This window comes from Streptomyces sp. WM6378 (assembly GCF_001279695.1).
Classification (GTDB): domain Bacteria; phylum Actinomycetota; class Actinomycetes; order Streptomycetales; family Streptomycetaceae; genus Streptomyces.
The window spans coordinates 1-26,836 of the sequence record NZ_LGDD01000360.1 but is presented as its reverse complement, the minus strand read 5'-3'; the positions used below and the strand labels follow the sequence as shown (position 1 = coordinate 26,836).

20 protein-coding genes and 1 tRNA gene are annotated in these 26,836 nt (G+C 67.7%); 5 read left to right on the top strand and 16 right to left on the bottom strand.

The annotated features are described in order from the left end of the window. Window positions 1-195 precede the first annotated feature (195 nt). Both ADK54_RS42335 and ADK54_RS42330 read left to right on the top strand, forming a co-directional pair. Window positions 196-786, top strand: a complete 591-nt coding sequence (locus ADK54_RS42335) for a Uma2 family endonuclease (RefSeq protein WP_053731196.1) — start codon at window positions 196-198, stop codon at window positions 784-786. Between the two features lie 134 nt (window positions 787-920). Then, window positions 921-2,975 carry a PIG-L family deacetylase gene (locus tag ADK54_RS42330; protein WP_053731195.1) on the top strand — a complete coding sequence of 685 codons (2,055 nt, stop codon included), beginning with the start codon at window positions 921-923 and terminating at the stop codon, window positions 2,973-2,975. Window positions 2,976-3,066: 91 nt separating this feature from the next. Here ADK54_RS42330 and tuf read toward each other — a convergent pair whose 3' ends face one another. The 14 genes from tuf to ADK54_RS42260 all read right to left on the bottom strand — a co-directional run bounded on the left by tuf (window position 3,067) and on the right by ADK54_RS42260 (window position 21,385). Beyond that, complete coding sequence (tuf, locus tag ADK54_RS42325) at window positions 3,067-4,260, bottom strand: elongation factor Tu (RefSeq protein ID WP_053731194.1); 1,194 nt, start codon at window positions 4,258-4,260, stop codon at window positions 3,067-3,069. Window positions 4,261-4,419: 159 nt separating this feature from the next. Further along, a complete protein-coding gene (gene fusA / locus ADK54_RS42320) occupies window positions 4,420-6,546 on the bottom strand; it encodes an elongation factor G (RefSeq protein ID WP_053731193.1) in 2,127 nt (708 codons plus the stop codon). 39 nt (window positions 6,547-6,585) lie between these two features. Then, complete coding sequence (gene rpsG, locus ADK54_RS42315; RefSeq protein ID WP_053731192.1) at window positions 6,586-7,056, bottom strand: 30S ribosomal protein S7; 471 nt, start codon at window positions 7,054-7,056, stop codon at window positions 6,586-6,588. A gap of 2 nt (window positions 7,057-7,058) precedes the next feature. Next, window positions 7,059-7,430, bottom strand: a complete 372-nt coding sequence (rpsL, locus tag ADK54_RS42310; protein ID WP_003948652.1) for a 30S ribosomal protein S12 — start codon at window positions 7,428-7,430, stop codon at window positions 7,059-7,061. 430 nt (window positions 7,431-7,860) lie between these two features. Continuing rightward, on the bottom strand, window positions 7,861-11,760 hold the full coding sequence (locus ADK54_RS42305; protein WP_053731191.1) for a DNA-directed RNA polymerase subunit beta': 3,900 nt from the start codon (window positions 11,758-11,760) through the stop codon (window positions 7,861-7,863). Window positions 11,761-11,855: 95 nt separating this feature from the next. Continuing rightward, window positions 11,856-15,341 (bottom strand): DNA-directed RNA polymerase subunit beta, encoded by a 3,486-nt coding sequence (rpoB, locus tag ADK54_RS42300; protein ID WP_053731190.1) that lies wholly within the window; start codon window positions 15,339-15,341, stop codon window positions 11,856-11,858. A 614-nt stretch (window positions 15,342-15,955) separates the two neighbouring features. Further along, on the bottom strand, window positions 15,956-16,339 hold the full coding sequence (rplL, locus tag ADK54_RS42295) for a 50S ribosomal protein L7/L12 (protein ID WP_053731189.1): 384 nt from the start codon (window positions 16,337-16,339) through the stop codon (window positions 15,956-15,958). Between the two features lie 113 nt (window positions 16,340-16,452). Then, window positions 16,453-16,983 carry a 50S ribosomal protein L10 gene (gene rplJ, locus ADK54_RS42290; RefSeq protein ID WP_053731188.1) on the bottom strand — a complete coding sequence of 177 codons (531 nt, stop codon included), beginning with the start codon at window positions 16,981-16,983 and terminating at the stop codon, window positions 16,453-16,455. Window positions 16,984-17,323: 340 nt separating this feature from the next. Further along, window positions 17,324-18,277: a hypothetical protein gene (locus ADK54_RS42285; RefSeq protein WP_053731187.1), complete on the bottom strand. Its 954-nt coding sequence runs from the start codon at window positions 18,275-18,277 to the stop codon at window positions 17,324-17,326. Between the two features lie 175 nt (window positions 18,278-18,452). Beyond that, a complete protein-coding gene (rplA, locus tag ADK54_RS42280; RefSeq protein WP_053731186.1) occupies window positions 18,453-19,175 on the bottom strand; it encodes a 50S ribosomal protein L1 in 723 nt (240 codons plus the stop codon). Between the two features lie 89 nt (window positions 19,176-19,264). Then, a complete protein-coding gene (rplK, locus tag ADK54_RS42275; protein WP_053731185.1) occupies window positions 19,265-19,699 on the bottom strand; it encodes a 50S ribosomal protein L11 in 435 nt (144 codons plus the stop codon). 183 nt (window positions 19,700-19,882) lie between these two features. Next, window positions 19,883-20,833 carry a transcription termination/antitermination protein NusG gene (gene nusG / locus ADK54_RS42270; protein ID WP_053731184.1) on the bottom strand — a complete coding sequence of 317 codons (951 nt, stop codon included), beginning with the start codon at window positions 20,831-20,833 and terminating at the stop codon, window positions 19,883-19,885. A gap of 76 nt (window positions 20,834-20,909) precedes the next feature. Further along, window positions 20,910-21,206: a preprotein translocase subunit SecE gene (secE, locus tag ADK54_RS42265; RefSeq protein ID WP_053731183.1), complete on the bottom strand. Its 297-nt coding sequence runs from the start codon at window positions 21,204-21,206 to the stop codon at window positions 20,910-20,912. Window positions 21,207-21,312: 106 nt separating this feature from the next. After that, window positions 21,313-21,385 (bottom strand) — tRNA-Trp (locus tag ADK54_RS42260). A 292-nt stretch (window positions 21,386-21,677) separates the two neighbouring features. On the opposite strand from ADK54_RS42260, the gene ADK54_RS42255 reads away from it, so the two are divergent. After that, complete coding sequence (locus ADK54_RS42255; RefSeq protein ID WP_053731197.1) at window positions 21,678-22,916, top strand: pyridoxal phosphate-dependent aminotransferase; 1,239 nt, start codon at window positions 21,678-21,680, stop codon at window positions 22,914-22,916. Between the two features lie 124 nt (window positions 22,917-23,040). Then, entirely contained in the window at window positions 23,041-24,060 is a 1,020-nt protein-coding gene (locus ADK54_RS42250; protein WP_053731182.1) for an adenosine deaminase, read from the top strand. Between the two features lie 181 nt (window positions 24,061-24,241). On the opposite strand, the gene ADK54_RS42245 is transcribed toward ADK54_RS42250, so the two are convergent. Next, window positions 24,242-24,838: a TetR/AcrR family transcriptional regulator gene (locus tag ADK54_RS42245; RefSeq protein ID WP_053731181.1), complete on the bottom strand. Its 597-nt coding sequence runs from the start codon at window positions 24,836-24,838 to the stop codon at window positions 24,242-24,244. A gap of 97 nt (window positions 24,839-24,935) precedes the next feature. On the opposite strand from ADK54_RS42245, the gene ADK54_RS42240 reads away from it, so the two are divergent. Continuing rightward, entirely contained in the window at window positions 24,936-25,568 is a 633-nt protein-coding gene (locus ADK54_RS42240) for an NAD(P)-dependent oxidoreductase (protein ID WP_053731180.1), read from the top strand. A gap of 37 nt (window positions 25,569-25,605) precedes the next feature. Here ADK54_RS42240 and ADK54_RS42235 read toward each other — a convergent pair whose 3' ends face one another. Beyond that, entirely contained in the window at window positions 25,606-26,670 is a 1,065-nt protein-coding gene (locus ADK54_RS42235; protein WP_234392440.1) for a UDP-N-acetylmuramate dehydrogenase, read from the bottom strand. Window positions 26,671-26,836: the final 166 nt, after the last annotated feature.

Sequence of the window (26,836 nt, the reverse complement as noted above, 5' to 3'; positions counted from 1 at the left end):
CCCCCCCCCCGCCCCTTCCGGCCCTCCCCGCCCCCATCCGCCCGGACCCACTCCAGACCTGCGAAACCTGCGACCGGGCCTTCCGCGCCCCCGAACCGGGCCACTGCCCCGGCTGCCGCCCCGGCCTCAAGGAGCCCACCTAGCATGAACGTGACGACCCTTGCCCCTGGGCAGAGACCACGAGGAGCGCACGCCATGAGCACCGCCCCGGACCACGCACGCCAGAACACCGCCCCTCACTATCGGGCGATGCGGGACATCGTCGACCGGATGCAGTACAGCGCTCCAGGCAAGTTCGAGATCACCAAGGAAGGAATCGTCCACGACATGACGGCTCCTGGTCGTCCCCATGAGCTGACCGCAGCCCAGGTCAGTCGGCGCCTTGAGAAGGTCATGCCGGACGAGTTGCTGGCGCACACAGGAACGCCCGACGTAGAGGAAGAACCCGAGGGCATCATGCGTCACCCCGACGTCGTGGTGATCGCCATCGCAGACATGGAGGGCGAGGGCTCCTTCAACCCCCGCACCCTCCTCGCCGCCGTCGAAGTCGTCTCCCGCTCCAACCCCGACAACGACTGGGTGGGCAAGATGCGGGACTACCCCCTGCTCGGCATTCCCGTCTACGCGATCTTCGACCCCCGGACGGGAACCGGCGCCGTCCTCTCCGACATCCACGCGACCCCGGACGGCCCCCGCTACGCGACCCGCAGGGATTTCGTCTACGGCGAGGACGTCACCATCGGCGAGTGGACCATCTCCACGGCGGACCTGCCGCGCTACGCGTAGCGATACCGCGTAGCCCACCTCCAACCGCCCACCGCCCGCCTCCACCCCCGCTACGCCCACCTCCAGGCCGCCCGCCCACCCCCGCTGGATAGCATCGCCGGTATCCCCCTCGGCACCCAGCGGACGGAACGTACGTGTACGACGTAAGCGGTCGCGCGCAGCGCAGCGGCACCGGCGGGCCCACCCGTCGCGCACTCATCGGAACCGCGGCCGCCATCGGCCTCACCGCCACCGTCGCGGGATGTTCCGTGCCCGCCACCGGGCGCACGGCCGCCCGGACGGCCAAGGACTCCCCCCTCGCCGCACCCCGCGCCCCCCTCCTCCTCCAGATCCTCGCCCACCCCGACGACGACCTGTACTTCATGAACCCCGACACCCAGCACACCCTCGACTCCGGGGTTCCGCTGGTCAGCGTGTACGTCACCGGCGGGGAGGCCAACGGGGACAACCGGGTGGTGAGTGACACCAGTCCGCCGGTGTACGACAAGGCCGCCTACTCCTCCGCCCGGCACCAGGGGCTCCGGCAGGCCTACGCCGCCATCCTCGGGCTCGACAAGTACACGCCCTGGGAGAAGTCCGTCGCCGAGCTGCGCGGCGGGCACCGCGCCGAGGTCAACCGGCTCCAACACCGGGGCCGGAGCGTGGAGTTGGTGTTCCTCAACACCGCCATGCACACCCCGCTCGGGGGGCGGATGGGGCTGCCGAGTCTATGGGAGGACCACCACCTCCAGCTGCCCGTCGTCATCGCCGAAGGGTCGCCGCTCACCCGGGCCAAGGCCTACACGTACGACGACATGGTCGACGTGCTCGCCGGCCTTCTCGACGACTACTCGCCCACCCTCATCCAGACCCTCGACCCCGACCCGGACATCCAGCACAGCTCACCCGCCGTCCGCTCGCACGACTCCGAGCAGCCGGGGTACGCCGATCACGCCGATCACACCGCCGCCGCCTCCTTCGCCTGGGCCGCGATGATCCGGCACGCCGAGCAGGGCAACGCCTTCCTCGCCACCGCCTACCGCGCCTACTACAACCGGCACTGGCCCAAGAACCTCCCCCCGAAGGTGCTCGCCGAGAAGGCCGCACACCTCGTTCCGTACGGGGGAGACAAGGGGTGGCAGTGCGGGAATCCGGGAGGGTGCGGGGACTACAACGTCGGGGGGAACCGGCCGCTCACCAACTGGAAGGGGTGGGTGCGCTCCACGCACTACCGCCACCCCGGCACCCGGCTCACCCTGTCCGGCGACGGCGCGTACGCCTACGGGGTGCTCGGGCTGCGCGCCGTGAGATGGACCCGCGGCGCCGATGACAGTTGGGGCGCCCCGGAGGACCTCGGCGGATCGCCTCTCGCCCCCGTCCTGGGCGGTACGACCCTTCCCGACGGGCGCCAGCTGCTGTTCGGGTTGCGGTTCTCGTCCCTCCAAGGGCGTGCCGGCGCCAACACCCGAGAGATCGTCACGCTCGAACAGGCCGGCCCCCGCGGCAAGTTCGGGGCGTGGAAGGGGCTCGGCAATCCCGAGCGCGGGGACGATCGTGGGCGGCGGATCGGGCCTCCGCTCGCTCTCGCCGCGCCGGACGGCCGCGTCCACCTCTTCGTGCGCAACGCCGACCGCGGCATCAGCTCACGCATCCGGGAGGCGGACGGCACCTGGTCGCCCTGGCGCGACCTCGGCGGGGAGTCCGTACAGGAAGGCCTGAGCGGCGTCGTCGACGGGCGTGGGCGCGTGCACGTCTTCGCGGCCGGCGCCGACACCGTGCACCACTGGACCCAGCCCGCTCCGGGCAAGCCGCTCGCCCCCGCCCCCGCGCGGCTGCCGCTCGCCGTCGACGCGGTGGCCCCGGTCCCGCTCGGCGACGGCGTGCAGCTCCTGTATCGCACGTCCGCCGACCCCGAGAAGGCCCGCCAGGACCCCGGCTCCCCCGCCTCCCCGCACCTCACCTCCGTACGCCTCGATGGCACCCCCGCGACCCCGGTCGCGCTCGACGGGTACGGGCCGGTCGGCGCCGAAGACGGATTCGTGCTGGGTACGGACGAGAAGGGAATTCTTCAACTGGCCGATAAGCAAAGGGTGTTGAAGCGCACCCGGGGCGTCGCGCCCGTCGGGCTTCCCACCCTGTACGTCCGCGGCGGGCACGCGCTCGCCGTCGGGCTCGGGGTCGACGCCCGGCCGTGGTCCTGGCGCCCGTAAGACCTCCGGACAACGCGAAGAGCCCCGCACCTCGAAAGGTGCGGGGCTCTTCTGACAGCTCAGCGAGCTACCAGGTCAGACGGTCAAGTAATTACTTGACGATCTTGACGACCTGGCCGGCGCCCACGGTCCGGCCACCCTCACGGATGGCGAACTTCAGGCCCTCCTCCATGGCGACCGGCTGGATCAGCGCGACCGTCATGGCGGTGTTGTCGCCCGGCATGACCATCTCGGTGCCCTCGGGGAGGGTAACGACACCGGTCACGTCAGTCGTACGGAAGTAGAACTGCGGGCGGTAGTTGTTGAAGAACGGCGTGTGACGGCCACCCTCGTCCTTGGACAGGATGTACGCCTGGGCCTCGAACTCGGTGTGCGGGGTGACCGAACCGGGCTTGATGATGACCTGGCCGCGCTCGACGTCCTCGCGCTTGATGCCACGAAGCAGCAGACCGACGTTCTCACCGGCCTGGCCCTCGTCGAGCAGCTTGCGGAACATCTCGATGCCGGTGACCGTGGTGGTGGTCTTCTCGGTCTTGATACCGACGATGTCGACGGTCTCGTTGACCTTCAGGACACCACGCTCGATACGACCGGTGACGACGGTGCCACGACCGGTGATCGTGAAGACGTCCTCGATCGGCATCAGGAACGGCTTGTCGACGTCACGCTCGGGCTGCGGGATCGCCTCGTCGACGGCGGCCATCAGGTTCAGGACCGACTGGCCCCACTCCTTGTCGCCCTCAAGCGCCTTGAGCGCCGAGACCTTGACGACCGGCAGGTCGTCGCCCGGGAACTCGTACTCGGAGAGGAGCTCACGGACCTCGAGCTCGACGAGCTCCAGGATCTCCTCGTCGTCCACCATGTCGGCCTTGTTCAGGGCGACGACGATGTACGGAACGCCGACCTGGCGGGCCAGGAGCACGTGCTCCTTGGTCTGCGGCATCGGGCCGTCGGTGGCGGCAACCACGAGGATCGCGCCGTCCATCTGCGCGGCACCCGTGATCATGTTCTTGATGTAGTCCGCGTGACCGGGGCAGTCGACGTGGGCGTAGTGACGCGACTCGGTCTGGTACTCGACGTGCGCGATCGAGATCGTGATACCGCGCTGGCGCTCCTCAGGAGCCTTGTCGATCTGGTCGAAGGCCGAGGCCTCGTTCAGGTCCGGGTACGCGTCGTGCAGCACCTTGGTAATGGCGGCCGTGAGGGTCGTCTTACCGTGGTCAATGTGACCGATGGTGCCGATGTTGACGTGCGGCTTAGTCCGCTCGAACTTCGCCTTCGCCACTGAGTCCTCCTGTGGAGTGGTTCTGTACGCCTTGCTTCATCGGCGCCAGGTGATCTTTGCTGGGATGCCGGGGCCCGGGGCATTCACCGTAAACCTGATGGTTTACGCCGAATGCCCCAGTGGCTCCGGTGACAAGCCTAAAGCGTGAACTCGGGAGAGTTACTCGCCCTTGGCCTTCGCGATGATCTCCTCGGCGACGTTCCGCGGAACCTCGGCGTAGGAGTCGAACTGCATCGAGTAGCTTGCGCGACCCGAGGTCTTGCTGCGGAGGTCGCCGACGTAGCCGAACATCTCCGAGAGGGGCACGAGGCCCTTCACGACGCGGGCGCCGCTGCGCTCCTCCATGGCCTGGATCTGGCCACGGCGGGAGTTGATGTCACCGATGACTTCACCCATGTAGTCCTCGGGCGTGACGACCTCGACGGCCATCATCGGCTCAAGGAGCACGGGAGAAGCCTTGCGCGCGGCCTCCTTGAAGGCCTGCGAACCGGCGATCTTGAACGCGAGCTCGGAGGAGTCGACCTCGTGGTAGCCACCGTCGAGAAGGATGACGCGGACGCCAGTCATCTCGTAGCCGGCCAGGATGCCGAACTGCATGGCCTCCTGCGCACCCGCGTCCACCGACGGGATGTACTCCCGGGGGATGCGGCCACCGGTGACCTTGTTCACGAACTCGTACGACGCCTCGCCGCCCTCGATGGGCTCGATCGCGATCTGCACCTTGGCGAACTGACCGGTACCACCGGTCTGCTTCTTGTGGGTGTAGTCCACGCGCTCGACGGTCTTGCGGATCGTCTCGCGGTACGCGACCTGCGGCTTGCCGACGTTCGCCTCGACCTTGAACTCGCGACGCATGCGGTCGACGAGGACGTCGAGGTGGAGCTCGCCCATGCCACCGATGATGGTCTGGCCGGTCTCCTCGTCCGAGTGCACCTGGAAGGAGGGGTCCTCCTCCGCGAGACGCTGGATGGCGACACCCAGCTTCTCCTGGTCACCCTTGGACTTGGGCTCGATGGCGACCTGGATCACCGGCGCCGGGAAGTCCATGGACTCCAGGATCACCGGGGACTTGTCGTCGCACAGCGTCTCACCGGTGGTGGTCTGCTTCAGGCCCATGACGGCGACGATGTCACCGGCGCCCACCGACTCGATCTCCTCACGCTTGTTCGCGTGCATGCGGTAGATCTTGCCGATGCGCTCCTTCTTGCCCTTGACGGAGTTCAGCACCGAGGTGCCGGCCTCCAGGCGACCGGAGTAGATCCGGATGAAGGTGAGCTTGCCCAGGTGCGGGTCGCTCGCGATCTTGAACGCCAGCGCCGAGAGGGGCTCCTCGTCGGACGGCTTGCGCTTGACCACGACCTCCGGGTCCTTGACGTCGTGGCCCTCGATGGCCTCGACGTCCAGGGGGGAAGGCAGGTAGCGGACGACGGCGTCGAGCAGGGGCTGGACGCCCTTGTTCTTGAACGCGGTGCCACAGAACACGGGGGTGACGGTGGTGTCGCCGCCCTTGCCGGACGCGATGGTGATACGACGCACCGCGGCGTACAGCTGCTCCTCGGTGGGCTCGACGCCCTCCAGGAACAGCTCCATGATCTCTTCGTCGTTCTCCGCGACGGTCTCGACCAGCTTGCCGCGCCACTCTTCAGCGGCCTCGGTGTGCGTGGCCGGGATGTCGACGACGTCGTACATCTCGCCCTTGGTCGCTTCCGCGGACCACACGAGGGCCTTCATGCGGACCAGGTCCACAACGCCCTCGAAGTTGGCCTCGGCACCGATCGGCAGCTGCATCACGATCGGGGTCGCGCCGAGGCGGTCCACGATCATGTCCACGCAGCGGTGGAACTCGGCGCCGGTGCGGTCGAGCTTGTTGACGAAGCAGATACGCGGAACGCCGTAACGGTCGGCCTGACGCCAGACCGTCTCGGACTGCGGCTCCACACCGGCGACACCGTCGAACACGGTGACCGCACCGTCGAGGACGCGGAGCGAACGCTCCACCTCGACCGTGAAGTCCACGTGGCCCGGGGTGTCGATGATGTTGATGGTGTGGTCGACGTCCTCGAGCGGCCAGTGGCAGGTCGTCGCGGCGGACGTAATCGTGATGCCGCGCTCCTGCTCCTGCTCCATCCAGTCCATCGTGGCAGCGCCGTCGTGGACCTCACCGATCTTGTACGAGACACCGGTGTAGAACAGGATCCGCTCGGTGGTGGTCGTCTTGCCCGCGTCGATGTGAGCCATGATCCCGATGTTGCGGACCTTGGCCAGGTCAAGTGAAGTGGTAGCCATATCGGCTCAGTCTTCTCTCGGTCTCGATGTGGGTAGCGACTACCAGCGGTAGTGCGCGAAGGCCTTGTTGGACTCGGCCATCTTGTGGGTGTCCTCACGCTTCTTGACCGCAGCGCCGAGGCCGTTGGAGGCGTCGAGCAGCTCGTTCATGAGGCGTTCGGTCATGGTCTTCTCACGGCGGGCGCGGGAGTAGCCCACGAGCCAGCGCAGCGCGAGGGTGGACTGGCGGCCGGGCTTGACCTCAACCGGAACCTGGTAGGTCGCGCCACCGACACGGCGGGACTTGACCTCAAGGGACGGCTTGACGTTCTCCAGCGCGCGCTTCAGCGTGATGACCGGGTCGTTGCCGGTCTTCTCGCGGAGGCCTTCCATGGCGCCGTAGACGATGCGCTCGGCGGTGGAGCGCTTGCCGTCCAGCAGGATCTTGTTGATCAGCGAGGTGACAAGAGGAGAGCTGTAGACCGGGTCGATGATGACCGGGCGCTTCGGGGCGGGGCCCTTACGAGGCATTCTTACTTCTCCTTCTTGGCGCCGTAGCGGCTGCGAGCCTGCTTACGGTTCTTGACGCCCTGCGTGTCGAGGGAACCGCGGATGATCTTGTAGCGAACACCCGGCAGGTCCTTCACACGGCCACCGCGCACGAGCACGATGGAGTGCTCCTGCAGGTTGTGACCCTCACCCGGGATGTAGGCCGTGACCTCGATGCCGGAGGTCAGACGCACACGCGCGACCTTACGGAGGGCCGAGTTCGGCTTCTTCGGGGTGGTCGTGAACACACGCGTGCAGACGCCACGACGCTGGGGCGAACCCTCGAGCGCGGGCGTCTTGTTCTTCTCGACCTTGTCCTGCCGGCCCTTCCGGACCAGCTGCTGGATCGTAGGCACTACTTCTCCGGTTTCTGTGTGCCGTAGTAAAACTAACCTGGAACACGTCTCCGACCCACGCGGTCGGGTGTGTCGAATACTGCGGACTTCCGCCCGAGAGCGGAGAAGCGCAGATTGCGGTGGCCGGTCTGGGAGCTCGCCCTGCGGACGTAGGCACGCAGCGGAGCCCAGGCACACCCCAGGCACAAGGTCTGAGCGTACCTACCTCATCGACTTGGGTCAAAACAAATGGCCACGCACGGGGCTCGGCACCCAGTGGGACATGTCACCCCATACCCGCCCCGTCCCCTTCGTGAGACAAACCGTCTCAGCAGGTGACTGTTTCAGGGTCTTGGGTCTTCTCCTCGGCCGAGTCGCGACCTGACGGAAAACCCCGAAGGGCGCCCACCCCGCGCGAAGCGGAGTGGGCGCCCTTCAGCAGACGTACGCCTTACTGGTTGTACGGACCGTAGTCGTAGTCCTCCAGCGGAACGGCCTGGCCGGAGCCCGTGCCGAACGGCGAGTAGTCGATGTCGTCGTAGCCGACGGCCGAGTACATCGCGGCCTTGGCCTCTTCGGTGGGCTCGACCCGGATGTTGCGGTAGCGGGACAGACCCGTACCGGCCGGGATGAGCTTACCGATGATGACGTTCTCCTTGAGGCCGATGAGGCTGTCGGACTTGGCGTTGATCGCCGCATCCGTCAGGACTCGGGTCGTCTCCTGGAAGGAGGCGGCCGACAGCCAGGATTCCGTCGCCAGCGAGGCCTTGGTGATACCCATCAGCTGCGGACGGCCGGAGGCGGGGTGACCGCCCTCGGTGACCACACGACGGTTCTCGGTCTCGAACTTCGAGCGCTCGACGAGCTCGCCCGGCAGCAGCTCCGCGTCGCCGGACTCGATGATCGTCACGCGGCGCAGCATCTGCCGGATGATGATCTCGATGTGCTTGTCGTGGATCGACACGCCCTGCGAGTTGTAGACCTTCTGGACTTCGCCGACCAGGTGGACCTGGACCGCACGCTGACCGAGGATCCGCAGCACGTCGTGCGGGTTGGTGGCACCGACGGTGAGCTTCTGGCCCACCTCGACCGCGTCGCCCTCGCCGACCAGCAGACGGGCACGCTTGGAGATCGGGAACGCCGTCTCCTCGCTGCCGTCGTCCGGGGTGACGACGATCTTCTTGGTCTTCTCGGTCTCCTCGATCCGGACGCGGCCCTTGGCCTCCGAGATCGGCGCGACACCCTTGGGCGTACGGGCCTCGAAGAGCTCGACGACACGCGGCAGACCCTGCGTGATGTCGTCACCGGCCACACCACCGGTGTGGAAGGTACGCATCGTCAGCTGGGTACCGGGCTCACCGATGGACTGGGCGGCGATGATGCCGACCGCCTCACCGATGTCGACCAGCTTGCCGGTGGCGAGCGAGCGTCCGTAGCAGAAGGCACAGGTGCCGACCGCGGACTCACAGGTCAGGACCGAGCGGGTCTTGACCTCCTCGACACCCGCACCCACGAGGGCGTCGATGAGCACGTCACCGAGGTCCACGTTGGCCGGCGCGATGACCTTGCCGTCGACGACGACGTCCTCGGCGAGCATGCGGGCGTAGACGGAGGTCTCGACGTCCTCGGTCTTGCGCAGCACGCCGTCGGCGCCCCGCTCCGCGATCTTGAGCTTGAGGCCGCGGTCGGTGCCGCAGTCCTCCTCGCGGATGATGACGTCCTGCGAGACGTCCACCAGACGACGGGTCAGGTAACCCGAGTCGGCGGTACGCAGGGCGGTGTCCGCCAGACCCTTACGGGCACCGTGCGTGGAGATGAAGTACTCCAGAACGGTGAGGCCCTCACGGAAGGACGCCTTGATCGGACGCGGGATGGTCTCGTTCTTCGCGTTCGACACCAGACCACGCATACCGGCGATCTGACGCATCTGCATCATGTTTCCTCGGGCACCCGAGTCAACCATCATGAAGATGGGGTTCGTCTTGGGGAAGTTCGCGTTCATCGCCTCGGCAACCTCGTTGGTCGCCTTGGTCCAGATCGCGATGAGCTCCTGCGTGCGCTCGTCCTTGGTGATCAGACCGCGCTCGTACTGCTTCTGGACCTTCTCGTCCTGCGCCTCGTAGCCCGCGACGATCGCCTTCTTGGCCTCGGGGACCACGACGTCGGAGATGGCCACGGTGACACCGGAACGGGTCGCCCAGAAGAAGCCGGCCGCCTTCAGGTTGTCGAGCGTCGCCGCCACGATGACCTTGGGGTAGCGCTCGGCGAGGTCGTTGACGATCTCGGAGAGCTGCTTCTTGCCCACCGAGTAGTCGACGAACGGGTAGTCCTCGGGCAGCAGCTCGTTGAAGAGCGCGCGGCCCAGGGACGTACGCAGCCGGAACGAGTCGCCCTGCTGCCAGGTCGTCTCGCCCTCCTCGTCGAGCGGCGGGGTCCAGCCGCGCGGCGGGACGGTGCCGATCGGGAAGCGGATGTCGACCTTCGCCTGGAGCGAGAGCTCCCGGGCGTCGAACGCCATGATCGCTTCGGCGGTCGAGTTGAACGCCCGGCCGGCGCCCTTGACCTCGCGCTCCTCTTCGTCCGTGGTGAGGAAGAAGAGGCCGAGCACCATGTCCTGGGTCGGCATGGTGACGGGACGACCGTCGGCCGGCTTCAGGATGTTGTTCGAGGACAGCATCAGGATGCGGGCCTCGGCCTGCGCCTCCGCGGAGAGCGGCAGGTGGACGGCCATCTGGTCACCGTCGAAGTCCGCGTTGAACGCGGTGCAGACGAGCGGGTGGATCTGGATGGCCTTGCCCTCGACCAGCTGGGGCTCGAAGGCCTGGATGCCGAGGCGGTGCAGCGTGGGCGCACGGTTCAGCAGAACCGGGTGCTCGGCGATGACCTCTTCGAGGACGTCGTAGACGACCGTGCGGCCGCGCTCGACCATTCGCTTGGCGCTCTTGATGTTCTGCGCGTGGTTCAGGTCGACCAGGCGCTTCATCACGAACGGCTTGAAGAGCTCAAGCGCCATGGCCTTCGGCAGACCACACTGGTGCAGCTTCAGCTGCGGACCGACGACGATCACGGAACGCGCGGAGTAGTCCACACGCTTGCCGAGCAGGTTCTGACGGAATCGACCCTGCTTGCCCTTGAGCATGTCGGACAGCGACTTCAGCGGACGGTTGCCGGGGCCCGTGACCGGGCGACCACGACGGCCGTTGTCGAAGAGCGCGTCGACGGCCTCCTGAAGCATGCGCTTCTCGTTGTTCACGATGATCTCGGGGGCGCCGAGGTCAAGGAGTCGCTTCAGGCGGTTGTTGCGGTTGATCACACGGCGGTACAGGTCGTTCAGGTCGGAGGTCGCGAAGCGGCCACCGTCCAGCTGCACCATCGGACGCAGGTCCGGCGGGATGACCGGGACGCAGTCGAGGACCATGCCCTTGGGGCTGTTGGAGGTCTGCAGGAACGCGGACACAACCTTCAGCCGCTTCAGCGCACGGGTCTTCTTCTGGCCCTTGCCGGTGCGGATGATCTCGCGGAGGCGCTCGGCCTCCTCGTCGAGGTCGAAGGTCTCCAGGCGCTTCTGCAGAGCAGCGGCACCCATCGAGCCGTCGAAGTACGTGCCGAAGCGGTCACGCAGCTCGCGGTAGAGCAGCTCGTCGCCCTCAAGGTCCTGGACCTTGAGGTTCTTGAAGCGGCTCCACACCTCGTCGAGACGGTCGATCTCGCGCTGCGAACGGTCGCGCAGCTGCTTCATCTCGCGCTCGGCACCCTCGCGCACCTTGCGGCGCACGTCGGCCTTGGCACCCTCGGCCTCAAGCTCGGCGAGGTCCGTTTCGAGCTTCTTGGCGCGGGCTTCGAGGTCCGAGTCGCGACGGTTCTCGATCTGCTGACGCTCGACGGAGACGTGCGCCTCCAGCGACGGCAGGTCGCGCGTACGGCGCTCCTCGTCCACGAACGTGATCATGTACGCGGCGAAGTAGATGACCTTTTCGAGGTCCTTCGGCGCGAGGTCGAGCAGGTAGCCAAGACGCGACGGAACGCCCTTGAAGTACCAGATGTGGGTCACGGGAGCGGCAAGCTCGATGTGGCCCATCCGCTCACGGCGCACCTTGGCACGCGTGACCTCTACGCCACAGCGCTCACAGATGATGCCCTTGAAGCGGACGCGCTTGTACTTGCCGCAGTAGCACTCCCAGTCCCGGGTCGGACCGAAGATCTTCTCGCAGAAGAGTCCGTCCTTTTCGGGCTTGAGGGTGCGGTAGTTGATGGTCTCCGGCTTCTTGACCTCACCGTGGGACCACTGACGAATGTCGTCAGCAGTGGCGAGGCCGATCCGCAGCTCGTCGAAGAAGTTGACGTCGAGCACTTGTCGTCAATCCCTCTTTCGGGGTCGATTCTTCAAGATGGTCTGAGGGGGGTCCGGGGACGACGGGGGCTCTTAGCGAGCCCCCGTCAGACCCGTCAGACCTCTTCGACGCTGCTCGGCTCGCGCCGGGACAGGTCGATACCGAGCTCCTCCGCAGCGCGGAAGACGTCCTCGTCCGTGTCGCGCATCTCGATGGACATGCCGTCCGAGGACAGCACCTCCACGTTGAGGCAGAGCGACTGCATTTCCTTGATGAGCACCTTGAAGGACTCGGGAATGCCGGGCTCGGGAATGTTCTCGCCCTTGACGATGGCCTCGTAGACCTTCACACGGCCGGTCACGTCGTCGGACTTGATGGTCAGCAGCTCCTGGAGGGCGTACGCGGCGCCGTATGCCTCCAGCGCCCACACCTCCATCTCACCGAAGCGCTGGCCACCGAACTGGGCCTTACCACCCAGCGGCTGCTGGGTGATCATCGAGTACGGACCGGTCGAGCGGGCGTGCAGCTTGTCGTCGACCAGGTGGTGCAGCTTCAGGATGTACATGTACCCGACCGAGATCGGGTCCGGGAACGGCTCGCCGGAGCGGCCGTCGAAGAGCTGCGCCTTGCCGGACGGGCGGACCAGGCGGTCACCGTCGCGGTTGGGGATCGTGGCCTCGAAGAGACCGGAGATCTCGTCCTCGCGGGCACCGTCGAAGACCGGGGTCGCGACGTTGGTACCGGCGGCGACCTGGTCGGCGCCGATGGCCTGCAGACGCTGGGCCCAGTCGTCGGCCAGACCGGAGACGTCCCAGCCGCGGCTGGCGAGCCAGCCGAGGTGGATCTCCAGGACCTGTCCCGGGTTCATTCGGGACGGGACACCGAGCGGGTTGAGGATGATGTCGACCGGAGTTCCGTCCTCGAGGAACGGCATGTCCTCGATCGGAAGGATCTTCGAGATGACACCCTTGTTGCCGTGTCGGCCGGCGAGCTTGTCACCGTCCGTGATCTTGCGCTTCTGCGCCACGTAGACACGAACCAGCTGGTTCACGCCCGGCGGCAGCTCGTCGCCCTCTTCACGGTCGAAGACGCGGACGCCGATGACCTTGCCGGTCTCGCCGTGCGGCACCTTCAGCGAGGTGTCACGCACCTCGCGGGCCTTCTCACCGAAGATCGCGCGCAGCAGGCGCTCCTCCGGCGTCAGCTCGGTCTCACCCTTGGGAGTGACCTTGCCGACGAGGATGTCGCCGGCGACGACCTCGGCACCGATACGGATGATGCCGCGCTCGTCGAGGTCGGCGAGGACCTCCTCGGAGACGTTCGGGATGTCCCGGGTGATCTCCTCCGGGCCGAGCTTGGTGTCACGGGCGTCGACCTCGTGCTCCTCGATGTGGATCGAGGAGAGGACGTCGTCCTGCACGAGGCGCTGCGACAGGATGATCGCGTCCTCGTAGTTGTGACCCTCCCACGGCATGAACGCCACGAGCAGGTTCTTGCCCAGCGCCATCTCACCCTGCTGGGTGGCGGGACCGTCGGCCAGGACCTGGCCCTCGATCACGCGGGCGCCCTCGTCCACGACAACCTTCTGGTTGACCGAGGTGCCCTGGTTGGAGCGGGAGAACTTGGCGATCCGGTACGTGGTGTACGTGCCGTCGTCGTTGGCGACGGTGATGTAGTCCGCGGAGACCTCCTGGACGACACCCGCCTTCTCCGCCTTGATGACGTCACCGGCGTCGACCGCGCAGCGGTACTCCATGCCGGTGCCGACGAGCGGCGCCTCGGACGTGATCAGCGGCACGGCCTGACGCATCATGTTCGCGCCCATGAGGGCACGGTTGGCGTCGTCGTGCTCAAGGAACGGGATCATGGCGGTCGCGACCGACACCATCTGGCGCGGCGAGACGTCCATGTAGTCGACCTCGGTGCCGGGCACGTAGTCGACCTCGCCACCACGGCGGCGGACCAGCACGCGCGGCTCGGTGAACCGCATCTCGTCGTTGAGCGCGGCGTTGGCCTGCGCGATGACGAAGCGGTCCTCCTCGTCGGCGGTGACGTAGTCGACCTCGTCGGTGACCTGGCCGTCGACGACCTTGCGGTACGGCGTCTCGATGAAGCCGAACGCGTTGACGCGGCCGTACGAGGCGAGCGAACCGATCAGACCGATGTTCGGGCCTTCCGGGGTCTCAATCGGGCACATACGGCCGTAGTGAGACGGGTGCACGTCACGGACCTCGAAGCCGGCCCGCTCACGGGAGAGACCACCCGGGCCAAGCGCCGACAGACGGCGCTTGTGGGTGAGACCCGACAGCGGGTTGTTCTGGTCCATGAACTGCGACAGCTGGCTGGTGCCGAAGAACTCCTTGATGGAGGCGACGACCGGCCGGATGTTGATCAGGGTCTGCGGCGTGATCGCCTCGACGTCCTGGGTCGTCATGCGCTCACGCACGACGCGCTCCATACGAGCCAGACCCGTACGGACCTGGTTCTGGATGAGCTCGCCGACGTTGCGCAGACGACGGTTGCCGAAGTGGTCGATGTCGTCGGTCTCGACGACGATGTTCCGACCCGACTCGCCGACCGTCTCGGTCTCACCGGCGTGCAGCTTGACCAGGTACTTGATGGTCGCGATGACGTCGTCGGTGGTGAGCACGCCCGCGTCGAGGGGCTCGTCCGCGCCGAGCTTCTTGTTCACCTTGTAGCGGCCGACCTTGGCGAGGTCGTAGCGCTTCGGGTTGAAGTAGAGGTTCTCGAGCAGCGTCTGAGCGGCCTCGCGCGTCGGCGGCTCGCCCGGGCGCAGCTTGCGGTAGATGTCGAGCAGCGCGTCGTCCTGGCCCTGGGTGTGGTCCTTCTCCAGGGTGGCGCGCATGGACTCGTACTCGCCGAACTCCTCCAGGATCTGCTCGGTGGTCCAACCGAGAGCCTTCAGGAGAACGGTGACGGACTGCTTGCGCTTGCGGTCGATGCGGACACCGACCATGTCGCGCTTGTCGATCTCCATCTCGAGCCAGGCACCCCGGGACGGGATGATCTTGGCCGTGAAGATGTCCTTGTCGGACGTCTTGTCGATGTTGGAGTCGAAGTAGACACCCGGCGAGCGGACCAGCTGCGACACGACGACACGCTCGGTGCCGTTGATGACGAAGGTGCCCTTGTTGGTCATGAGCGGGAAGTCGCCCATGAAGACCGTCTGGGACTTGATCTCGCCGGTCTCGTTGTTGGTGAACTCGGCGGTGACGAAGAGCGGGGCCGCGAACGTGAAGTCGCGCTCCTTGCACTCGTCGATCGAGTTCTTCGGCGGCTCGAAGCGGTGGTCGCGGAAGGTCAGCGACATCGACCCGGAGAAGTCCTCGATCGGAGAGATCTCTTCGAAGATCTCCTCCAGACCGGACTTGGTGGGGACGTCCTGTCCACTCTCGAGAGCGGCCTCGACCCGAGACTTCCAAGCGGCATTGCCGAGCAGCCAGTCAAAGCTCTCGGTCTGCAGCGCAAGAAGGTTCGGAACCTCGAGGGGCTCCTTGATCTTTGCAAAGGAGATGCGCAGCGGGGCGGTGCTGGCGCCGTTGTTCGTATTGGCGGTCGAGGCGTTGCGCGAGGCGGCCAAGAGGGGGTCCTTCCGAGGGCTCGGACTCACTACGCGCGTACCGGTCCCACGTGGGCACAGAGAGAGACGTTTCCCGACAGGGCCTAAGACGGCCAGGTCAGGGCGGTTCAATCAAAGATGCTCAAGCGAGGGCATGCCCCTGGTGACGGGCAGGGGACAGCTAACAGGCAGCGCAAAGGGACAGTGTAGCCACTCGGCACACTGATGTCCAGGGCGGATTTTTTGACACCCGCATTGCTCTTCTCAAGTACCTCGGTACCTCGGTCAGCCGTGCGCCGCGCAGACGCAGATTAGTACTGCCCTCTTCGCCGTCGATCCATGCCTCGGATGCGGATCGTTGTGACGACGCGTCCTGAGAATTGCGCGCTGCGTGCGGTTCGTCAAGACCCCTCCGCTCCCCGGAGATCGCCGCGGGAGTTGTGCGGGGCGTACGCCTGCGTCCTTGCCGAGCGGACGGCGAAGATCACCATACTCCCAGACAGGCCCCGCGCAAGGCCGACGTCCCGGGTACGCCGAAGGGCGACCACCCGGATGGGTGATCGCCCTTGGCGGTGTCCAGCGGCGCGCTGACGCGCCTGCGAGACGGGTGCGGGTCCAAGCGGACCCGCGAGGTGTTACTTGACCTCGACGGAGGCGCCAGCAGCCTTGAGGGACTCGGCAGCCTTCTCCGCGGCCTCCTTGGCGACCTTCTCGAGGACCGGCTTCGGGGTGCCGTCGACGAGGTCCTTGGCCTCCTTCAGACCCAGGGAGGTCAGCTCGCGCACGACCTTGATGACCTGGATCTTCTTCTCGCCGGCGCCGGTGAGGATGACGTCGAACTCGTCCTGCTCCTCGACGGCCTCGGCGGCGGGGCCACCGGCGGCGGGACCGGCAACGGCGACGGCCGCGGCGGCGGTGACGTCGAACTTCTCCTCGAAGGCCTTCACGAACTCGGAGAGCTCGATGAGGGTCATCTCCTCGAACTGAGCGAGCAGGTCTTCCTGGCTGAGCTTCGCCATGATGGGCGATCCTTCCACTAATTCGGCAGGTGCCGGATGTACATGTAGGCGGGCGTACGTTCGGCCCGCTGCGACCGTCGCCCTAGCGGGCGGCGATCAATGCGCGAGCCGAATTACTCGGCACCGCCCTGCTCGGCGAGCTTGACGCGAAGCGCTTCCGCGGTGCGGACGAACTTCGACGGCAGCGCCTGGAGGAGCGAAGCAGTCTGCGACTGCTTGCCCTTGAACGCGCCGGCCAGCTTGCTGAGCAGAACCTCGCGGGACTCGAGGTCCGCAAGCTTCTTGATCTCATCGGCGGACAGCGCCTTGCCATCAAGGACACCGCCCTTGATGATCAGGTTCGGGTTCTCCTTGGCGAAGTCACGAAGACCCTTCGCCGACTCCACCGGGTCACCGGTGATGAAGGCAACCGCCGTCGGACCGTTGAACTGGTCGTCGAGCGAAGTGATCCCGGCCTCGTTGGCCGCAATCTTGGTCAGCGTGTTCTTCACCACGGCGTACTGGGCGTTCTCACCGAGCGAACGACGCAGCGTCTTGAGCTGCGCCACGGTGAGACCCCGGTACTCGGTCAGCACGGCGGCGTTCGAGCTGCGGAACTGGTCCGCGAGCTCGGCTACCGCGGCAGCCTTGTCGGGCCTTGCCATAGAGCGTCGGCCTCCTTCCGGGTGATGAGGACCGCTCAGAAGGGGCTGAACAATACGAAACGCCCCGGCGCAGGCGCACGGGGCGTAGCTCAACCGGTTGCACTCAGAAGAGGAACATCCGGGAACTTTCCACGGTCACCTGCGCGGGTCGTCCGCATCCAGCGGATCCTTCGGCCACCGCCCCTTCGAATGAAGGCACGGCAACGACCAGCGGTCTTTGGCTTCTGGGGAAGCGTACGTTACGGCGTCCGTGTCAAGCAAATCCGCTCGTACGGGGTGCGGATGCGGGGGCCGGCACGGACGCCGCCGGGGCGGGCGGCCCCCCGCGCCGGGCGACCCGTCAGGCGTCCCCGCCGGTGCCGGCACCCGCGCCGGCGCTCTTCATCATCTCGGCCATGTCGAACGTCTCGGCCGCCGGCGGGGCCTTGACCGCGACCTTGGCGCCGTAGTCCGAGTAGTGGGCGTTCATGGTGATCTTGCCCTGTGGCGTGGCGATGCCCAGGTTCATCTGCACCGGGTAGCCGTCCTTGTTGATCCAGAGCTCGGTGTCGTAGCCCTTGATGCCGGACTGCTTCGCGGTGTCGAGGAGCTTCTGGCGGTCCTGGGCGGACATGCCGTCCAACGCCTGGTTGCTCGCGGCCATCTCGTCCAGCGTCAGGGTGCCCTTGTAGTGCTCCGCCGGGGCTCCGTCGATCTGCTCGCTGCCGAGGTGCTTCAGGCTCGGCGAGTCCGTCAGGACGGCGAGCTGCTGGGCCGGGTCCTGCTTCTCGGCACCGCCGGTCAGCGACTGGGAGGAAGCCGCGCCCCCGCCGCCCGCCGGAGCCAGTGCGCCGAGGTCCATCTTCATCCAGTGCTTGCCGTCCATGTGCTGGGACACCGCGGTTCCCATGTCCATGTACATGACGTTGTCCAGCTGGACCATCCGGATCTTGTCCGGTGCGTCCTTGCCCGCCTGGGCGAAGGCGGACCCGCTCATGGTCATGTCCATCGCCGCCGGGTCCCACGACTGGACCCCGGACATCACCATGTCGCCCGCGCCGGCACCGGCGGCGCCCGCGGCCCCGGCCGGCATCGACATCTTCAGGGTGACCTTGGCCGACTTGGCCGCCGACGTCTTCTTGTAGGCCGCCTGGAGCGCCGTGCGGGCATCCTTCGCGCTCGACTGCGGAGCAGCCTTCTTCGGCACCTCAGCGGCCTTCTTGGAGTCGCCGCCGCTCTGGCATCCGGCGGTCGCCGCCACCAGGATTCCAACCGCCGCGAGGGATATCCCGGCGCGCTTGACGGACTTGCTCATTACGTCCCCACCCCATCGATCAAAAGACGAAAATCTTCACAACCGTAACTCAGCGCGCTGACAGCGGGCACATGAAAAAACCGGCCCCCGCCCCTCCGAAGAGGTGCGGGGGCCGGTCTCAGTACGCGAAGTACGGCTCAGTACGCGAACCCGCGACTGCCGGTGATCCGAGGGATCAGACGGCGGCCGGGTCCTCCTCGACGAGGAGGTTGCGGGTGCGGTTCGAGTCGAGGGAGATACCGGGGCCCATCGTGGTGGTGATGGTCGCCTTCTTGATGTACCGGCCCTTGGCGGCGGACGGCTTCAGACGGAGGATCTCCTCCAGAGCCGCACCGTAGTTCTCCACCAGCTTGGCGTCGTCGAAGGACACCTTGCCGATGATGAAGTGCAGGTTCGAGTGCTTGTCGACGCGGAACTCGATCTTGCCGCCCTTGATCTCCTCGACCGCCTTGGCGACGTCGGGGGTGACCGTGCCGGTCTTCGGGTTCGGCATCAGACCACGGGGACCGAGCACGCGGCCGAGGCGGCCGACCTTGCCCATGAGGTCCGGGGTGGCGACGACGGCGTCGAAGTCCAGACGGCCCTTCGAAACCTCGTCGATGAGCTCGTCGGAGCCGACGATGTCGGCGCCCGCGGCAAGCGCGGCCTCGGCACGGTCGCCGGTCGCGAAGACCAGGACCCGGGCGGTCTTACCGGTGCCGTGCGGGAGGTTCACGGTGCCACGGACCATCTGGTCGGCCTTGCGCGGGTCGACACCCAGGCGGAAGGCGACCTCGACGGTGCCGTCGAACTTGGTCGTGGAGGTCTCCTTGGCGAGACGGACCGCCTCGAGCGGCGCGTACAGCTTGTCCGCGTCGATCTTGGCGTCCGCAGCGCGGAGAGTCTTGCTGCGCTTCACTTCAGCTCCTGTGTTGGTTCAGGCATGGAGTCGTGGTGCGGGCCAGCGCTTGGCCCTACCACTGGAGGTCAAACGGGGGTGAGCTGAGATCAGCCCTCGACCGTGATGCCCATGGAACGGGCGGTGCCGGCGATGATCTTCGACGCGGCGTCCAGGTCGTTGGCGTTCAGGTCGGCGAGCTTCGTCGTGGCGATCTCGCGGACCTGAGCCTCGGTGATCTTGGCGACCTTGGTCTTGTGCGGCTCGCCGGAGCCCTTCTCGACACCAGCGGCCTTGAGGATCATCTTCGCGGCCGGCGGAGTCTTGGTGATGAAGGTGAAGGAGCGGTCTTCGTAGACCGTGATCTCCACCGGGATCACCCAGCCACGCTGCGACTCGGTCGCGGCGTTGTAGGCCTTGCAGAACTCCATGATGTTGACGCCGTGCTGGCCGAGCGCGGGGCCGACCGGCGGGGCCGGGTTCGCCGCACCGGCGTTGATCTGGAGCTTGATAAGCCCCGTGACCTTCTTCTTCTTGGGAGGCATTGCTCTCTCCGGGTCCTAGTGAGAGTGAACCGCCTGCATCCGATCAACCGGATGGAGGCATACCGCACAACGATAACGGGTATAGCTGCGCGGCTAAAAACCGAGCAGGTCAGAGGGGCTGCGAGAGCCTCTCTGACCTGCTCGGAAGTGCTGGTTCCAGAAAGCGCCGACTGGCTGCGGCTGCTAGTTCTTCTGGATCTGGTCGAAGCTGAGCTCGACCGGGGTCTCGCGGCCGAAGATCTCGACGAGGCCCTTGACCTTCTTCGAGTCGGCGTTGATCTCGTTGATGGTCGCCTGCAGCGTCGCGAACGGGCCGTCGGTGACGGTGACCGAGTCGCCCACCTCGAAGTCCAGGACCTGGACCTCGACCTTGCGCTGCGGGGCCGGCTTGCCCTCGGCCTCGGCGGCCTCACGGGCGGCCTTCTCCTCGGCCTCCGGGGCGAGCATCTTCACGATCTCGTCGAGCGTCAGCGGGTACGGGTCGTAGGCGTTGCCCACGAAGCCGGTGACACCGGGGGTGTTGCGGACGACGCCCCAGGACTCGTTCGTCAGATCCATGCGGACGAGAACGTAACCGGGCAGCTTGTTCTGCCGGACGTTCTTGCGCTCGCCGTTCTTGATCTGGACGATCTCCTCTTCGGGGACCTCGGCCTGGTAGATGAACTCCTCGACGTTCAGCGAGACGGCACGCTGTTCGAGGTTGGCCTTCACACGCTTCTCGTAACCGGCGTACGTGTGGATGACGTACCACTCGCCGGGCAGGAAGCGGAGCTCCTGGCGCAGGGCCTCGACCGGGTCGACGGGGGCGGCGGGCTCCGCCGCCTCCTCGTCCTCGCCGGATTCGGCGGAGACCTCGGCGGGTTCCTCGGACTCGTCGTCCGATTCGGCGTCCTCGTCCTCGACGGGTTCGGCGGAGGCCTCGGCCTCGGCCTCGGCCTCGTCGACAACGTCCTCGTCGGTCACGTCGGCTTCGGCGTCATCGGACTCGACGTGCAGGGCAGCCTCTTCGGCCGCTTCGCCCGCAGCGGCGTCGGCAGCCTCGGCCTCGTCCTCGTCGGCCGCCTCGATGATCTCGAGCTCGTCCTCGACGGACTCGACCGACTCGATGGCGTCGTTCAGGTTCGGGTCAGACACGGTGGCTGCTTCTTCCTGGCTACAGATGGGGTGGAACATGCGAAAGGGGCGCCGATTGAGGGGCGCCCTTCGCGGATCAGCCGAAGACGTACTTGACTACCTGCGAGAAGCCGGAGTCAATCAACGTCACGATGCCAATCATGATGACAACGAACACGATCACCACGGAGGTGTACGTCGTCAGCTGGCTGCGTGTCGGCCAGACAACTTTACGGAGTTCGGCGACGACCTGCCGGTAGAAGAGCGCGAGACGGCCCAGAGGGCCCTTCTTGCCGCGCTTACCGCCCTTGCGGGCCTTCTTCTTCGAATCCTTGGACTCCGCTGCCTCGTCCTGGGCATCAGGCATGTCGATGGAGCCCACGGCGTCCGTCACGCTTCTCACCTGATTCCGGGTCATGGCCGTGCCGCGCCCGGTGGAGCCGCACGGCGGTGCATTGAAGTACGTACATGCGCACACATCCTGGCGAAGGTGTGTGTAGCAGGGCCGGAGGGACTTGAACCCCCAACCGCTGGTTTTGGAGACCAGTGCTCTACCAATTGAGCTACGACCCTTTGTGGTTCCCCCAACCTACCGCATGTGGTGGTGTGGTCGGTGAGGGCCAACAGGCAGTGAGTGTACGTGGTCAGGGGCCCGGCGTCGAACAGCTTGCTCCCGAACACCTTCCGAATCGCTTCCCGATCACTTCCGGATCGGTTTCCGCATCCTTTCCGACCGCCTCCTCATCACCTCCGCCTCCCCTTCGCACGGCCTCTTTAAGAAGGCCACCCGGACGCCTGTCCACATGCTGACCGGTCCGTGAAACGCGGGTGCTCCCTTTGTCGGGGGTCTGGGACCATGGCCCGCATGAGCGCTGCAACTCCCCCGCCCTCCTCCCCCACCGAGCGCCGGGTCTCCGCGCGCATCGGCGCCATCTCCGAGTCCGCCACCCTCGCCGTCGACGCCAAGGCCAAGGCCCTCAAGGCCGCCGGGCGTCCGGTCATCGGCTTCGGCGCGGGCGAGCCCGACTTCCCGACGCCCGACTACATCGTCGAGGCCGCCGTCGAGGCCTGCCGCAACCCGAAGTACCACCGCTACACGCCGGCCGGGGGCCTGCCCGAGCTCAAGGCCGCGATCGCCGCGAAGACGCTGCGCGACTCCGGCTACGAGGTCGACGCCTCGCAGGTCCTGGTGACCAACGGCGGCAAGCAGGCGATCTACGAGGCCTTCGCGGCGATCCTCGACCCGGGCGACGAGGTCATCGTCCCGGCGCCGTACTGGACCACCTACCCCGAGTCGATCCGGCTCGCGGGCGGTGTCCCGGTGGACGTCGTGGCCGACGAGACCACCGGATACCGCGTGTCGGTGGAGCAGTTGGAGGCGGCCCGTACGGAGCGTACGAAGGTCGTTCTGTTCGTCTCGCCGTCCAACCCCACCGGCGCCGTCTACAGCGAGGCCGACGCCGAGGCGATCGGGCGCTGGGCCGTCGAGCACGGCCTGTGGGTCATGACCGACGAGATCTACGAGCACCTGGTGTACGGCAGCGCCGCGTTCACCTCGCTGCCCGCGATCGTGCCCGAGCTTCGCGACAAGTGCATCGTCGTCAACGGCGTCGCCAAGACCTTCGCGATGACCGGCTGGCGGGTCGGGTGGATCATCGGCCCGAAGGACGTCGTGAAGGCCGCGACCAACCTCCAGTCGCACGCGACCTCGAACGTCAGCAATGTGGCCCAGGTGGCCGCCCTGGCCGCCGTCTCCGGGAACCTCGACGCGGTCGCCGAGATGCGCGAGTCCTTCGACCGGCGCCGCCGGACCATGGTGCGGATGCTGAGCGAGATCGACGGCGTGGTCTGCCCCACCCCCGAGGGCGCGTTCTACGCCTACCCCTCGGTGAAGGCCCTGCTCGGCAAGGAGATCCGGGGCAAGCGCCCGCAGACCTCGACCGAGCTCGCCGCGCTGATCCTGGACGAGACCGAGGTCGCGGTCGTCCCCGGCGAGGCCTTCGGCACGCCGGGCTACCTGCGGCTCTCTTACGCCCTGGGCGACGAGGACCTCGTCGAGGGCGTCTCCCGGATCCAGAAGCTGCTGGCCGAGGCCAAGGACTGACGTCCGCTCCGCTCACGGGGCCGGGTACCGGTTTTGGTACCCGGCCCCCGTTGCTGTGTGCGAGCAAGACCACGTTCGGGGAAAGCCCTACCGGTGCGGCGGGGGCGTGCGGCAGGATCCTGGGATGGAGCACGTACGTGATGTCTCTGAGCTGCCGAAGGCCCATCTGCACCTGCACTTCACCGGGTCCATGCGGCCCTCCACCCTGCTCGAACTCGCCGACAAGTACGGCGTACGGCTGCCCGAGGCGCTGACCGGCGCCGAGCCGCCGAAGCTGCGGGCCACCGACGAACGCGGCTGGTTCCGCTTCCAGCGCCTCTACGATGCGGCGCGGTCCTGCCTGCGCGCCCCCGAGGACATCCAGCGCCTGGTGCGCGAGGCCGCCGAGGAGGACGTCCGGGACGGTTCCGGGTGGCTGGAGATCCAGGTCGACCCGACCTCGTACGCGCCGCTGCTCGGCGGTCTCATCCCGGCTCTGGAGATCATCCTGGACGCGGTCGACTCCGCGTCGCGCGAGACCGGGCTCGGCATGCGCGTCGTGGTCGCGGCGAACCGGATGAAGCACCCGCTCGACGCGCGCACCCTGGCCCGGCTCGCGGTCCGCTACGCCGATCGCGGCGTGGTCGGATTCGGCCTCTCCAACGACGAACGCCGGGGCATGGCAAGGGACTTCGACCGCGCCTTCGCCATCGCCCGCGAGGGCGGCCTGCTCGCGGCCCCGCACGGCGGCGAGCTCTCGGGCCCGGCCTCCGTGCGCGACTGCCTCGACGATCTGCACGCGCGGCGGGTCGGCCACGGGGTGCGGGCGGCCGAGGACCCCCGGCTCCTGCGCCGCCTGGCCGACAAGGGCATCACCTGCGAGGTCTGCCCCGCCTCCAACGTCGCCCTCGGCGTCTACGAGAAGCCCGAGGACGTGCCGCTGCGGGCCCTGTACGACGCGGGCGTCCCGATGGCCCTGGGCGCGGACGACCCCCTCCTCTTCGGCTCCCGCCTGGCCGCCCAGTACGAGATCGCCCGCCACCACCACGCGTTCAGCGACGCGGAACTGGCCGAACTGGCCCGCCAGTCGATCCGGGGCTCGGCCGCACCGCCGGAGGTCCAGGGGAAGCTGCTCGCGGGGGTGGAGGGGTGGCTGGCGGGGTGATACGGGTGGGCCCGGGTTGCGGGTTCCTGCTGGCGCGGCCCAGCGCGCCTTGGGGGCGCGGGGAACTGCGCGGCCGGCCACGCACGGCCCTCGGCCGGCCGGACGGCACGCGGGAGCATCACAAGGTGCCGGTCCACGGACGATTCGGTGCGGGCACCACCCTGCCAAGGGGCGCTGGGGGCTACCCGATACCCCGCAGCAGCGTGCGCGCCACCCTCCGCGCAAACTCCTCCAGCGTCTGAGGAGGCTCCCCCGACCCCGTCATGTCGTACGCGAACGCCCGCTGCGCACACGCCCCCAGCAGCAGCGACGCGGCCGCGTAGGTGTCGGCGTCCTGGCCGATCCGGCCGGCCTCCCGCTCCGCCCTGAGATACCCGTCGACCCACTCGATCGGCATGTGGGGCCCGGAGCCGAGCTCGCGCAGCGCCTCGTCGTGGCGCCGCTTCAGCTGCGGATCCGCGTACAGCGACGCCGCGATCGGAAAGCTCTCCGCGTAGAACAGCGCGGCCTGGCGGGCGATCTCCGTCAGGTTCGCCTCCACCGACCGCTCCCCCGGCTCCGCCGCGAGCCCCTCCACCAGCGGGCCGAGCTTCGGCAGCCGCTCCTTCAGGACCGTCACGAACAGATCCTCCTTGCTCGCGAAGTGCTTGTAGAGCGCCGCCTCCGAGCACCCCGCCGCCTTCGCGATCTCCTTCGTCGTGGCGCGGGCGAGGCCGATGGTGAGCATGAGCTCGTGCGCGGCGTCGACGATGCGGACGCGGGCCGGCGGCGACTGCATGTGTGCTCCAACGGGGCTTGACTAGTGGGTGAGTACTTACTCACTCTAGTGGTGAACGAAGTGAGTGAATACTTACCCACCCTAGGAGGGTGACGCGATGAGGCTCACGGTTTTCGGTGCCACAGGCGGCATCGGCCAGGAAATCGTCAAGCAGGCGTTGGCTTCGGGGCACGAGGTCACGGCGGTGGTGCGCGATCCGGCCAGGTTCGCCGTGACCGGCGCGGGCCTTGAGGTCGTCAAGGCCGATCTGACCGACCCCGAGTCGCTGCGCGGCGCGGTGGCCGGGCGGGACGCGGTCCTGTCCGGGCTCGGCGCCCGCAAACGCTCCGACGCCGGGATCACGGCCCGGCTCACCCGGTCGGTGCTGGCCGCGATGGAGGCCGAGGGGACGCGGCGGCTGGTCGTCGTGAGCGCGGCGCCGGTCGGGCCGGAGGCCCCCGGCGACGGGCTCCTCGACCGCGGTATGCGGTCCATGATCAGCGCGATCCTCAAGGAGGTGTACGCCGACCTCCGCGCCATGGAGGCCGAGTTGGCGGCCAGCGCCACCGACTGGACGTCCGTGCGCCCGCCCAAACTCACCGACAGGCCGCTCACCGGGGCCTACCGCCGGGTCGTCGGCGGCAACCCCAAGGCGGGCCGCACCATCGCCCGCGCCGATGTGGCGCACGCGATGCTGGCCTGCTTGGACGACCCGGCGACGGTGAAGCAGGGGGTGGGGGTGGCGTACTGAGCGGGCTTCAGAAGCGAGGGTCAGGCCGGGCTGAGGTCTAAACCTCTACGCCGACCGCCACCGGCTCGTTCACCAGGGTCACGCCGAAGGCCAGCTCCACCCCTGCGACCACCTCACGGGCCAGCGCCAGCAGGTCCTCGGTGGTGGCGCCGCCGCGGTTCGTCAGCGCGAGGGTGTGCTTCGTCGAGATGCGGGCGGGGCCGGTCCCGTAGCCCTTGGTGAAGCCGGCCTTGTCGATCAGCCAGGCGGCGGAGGTCTTGGTGCGGTCGGCGCCCACGGGCCAGGCGGGGGGCGTCACGTCCGCGCCGAGGCGCTCCTGGGCGCAGGCGACGAAGGCCTCGTACGCCTCGTTGGGCAGGATCGGGTTGGTGAAGAACGAGCCCGCCGACCACGTGTCGTGGTCCTCCGGGTCGAGCACCATGCCCTTGCCGGCGCGCAGCTTCAGCACGGTCTCGCGGGCGGTGGCGGCGGGGACGCGATCGCCGGGTTCCACGCCGAGCGTTCGGGCGGTCTCCGCGTACTTGACCGGCGCGGAGAGCCCTCCCGCGTCCTCCAGCTCGAAGACGACGCGGAGCACGACGTAGCGGTCGGGGTGCTGCTTGAAGCGGCTGTTGCGGTACGAGAAGTCGCACTCGGCGTTGGGGATGGTGACGGTCGTGCGGTCGAGGCGGTCGTAGGCGACGACGTGGGTGATGGTGCTGGACACTTCCTGGCCGTACGCCCCGACGTTCTGGATCGGGGTCGCGCCGGCCGAGCCCGGGATGCCGGCGAGGCACTCGATGCCGGCGAGCCCGGCCTCTACGCTCCTGGCGACGGCGTCGCTCCACACCTCACCGGCGGCGAGTTCGAGGCGGGTGCCGTCGAGCTCGAAGCCGCGGGTGGCGATGCGCAGGGCGGTCCCGGCGAAGCCCTTGTCTCCGATGAGCAGGTTGCTGCCGCCGCCGATGACGAGCAGGGGGGTGCCGCTGTCGTCGGCCTCGCGTACGGCATCGATGACCTCGGCGTCGGTGGTGGCGGTCACCAGCCGATCCGCCGGGCCGCCGAGGCGGAGGGTGGTCAGGGGGGCGAGGGGGGCGTCGTGAAGTTCCTGCACGGGGTCCAGCGTACGGGGGCGGCCGGGTGGGGGTGCGACGCCCTGCGGTCGGTGGGGGGCCTGCGCCCTGCGGTCGGTGGTGCGGGTGCGGCGTGCCAGGCGGGTGCGGGCCGGTGGTGGCGGCGCCGCCCTGCGGTCGGCTGTGCGGGCAGATGTCGCGGGGCGGGGCTGCGGC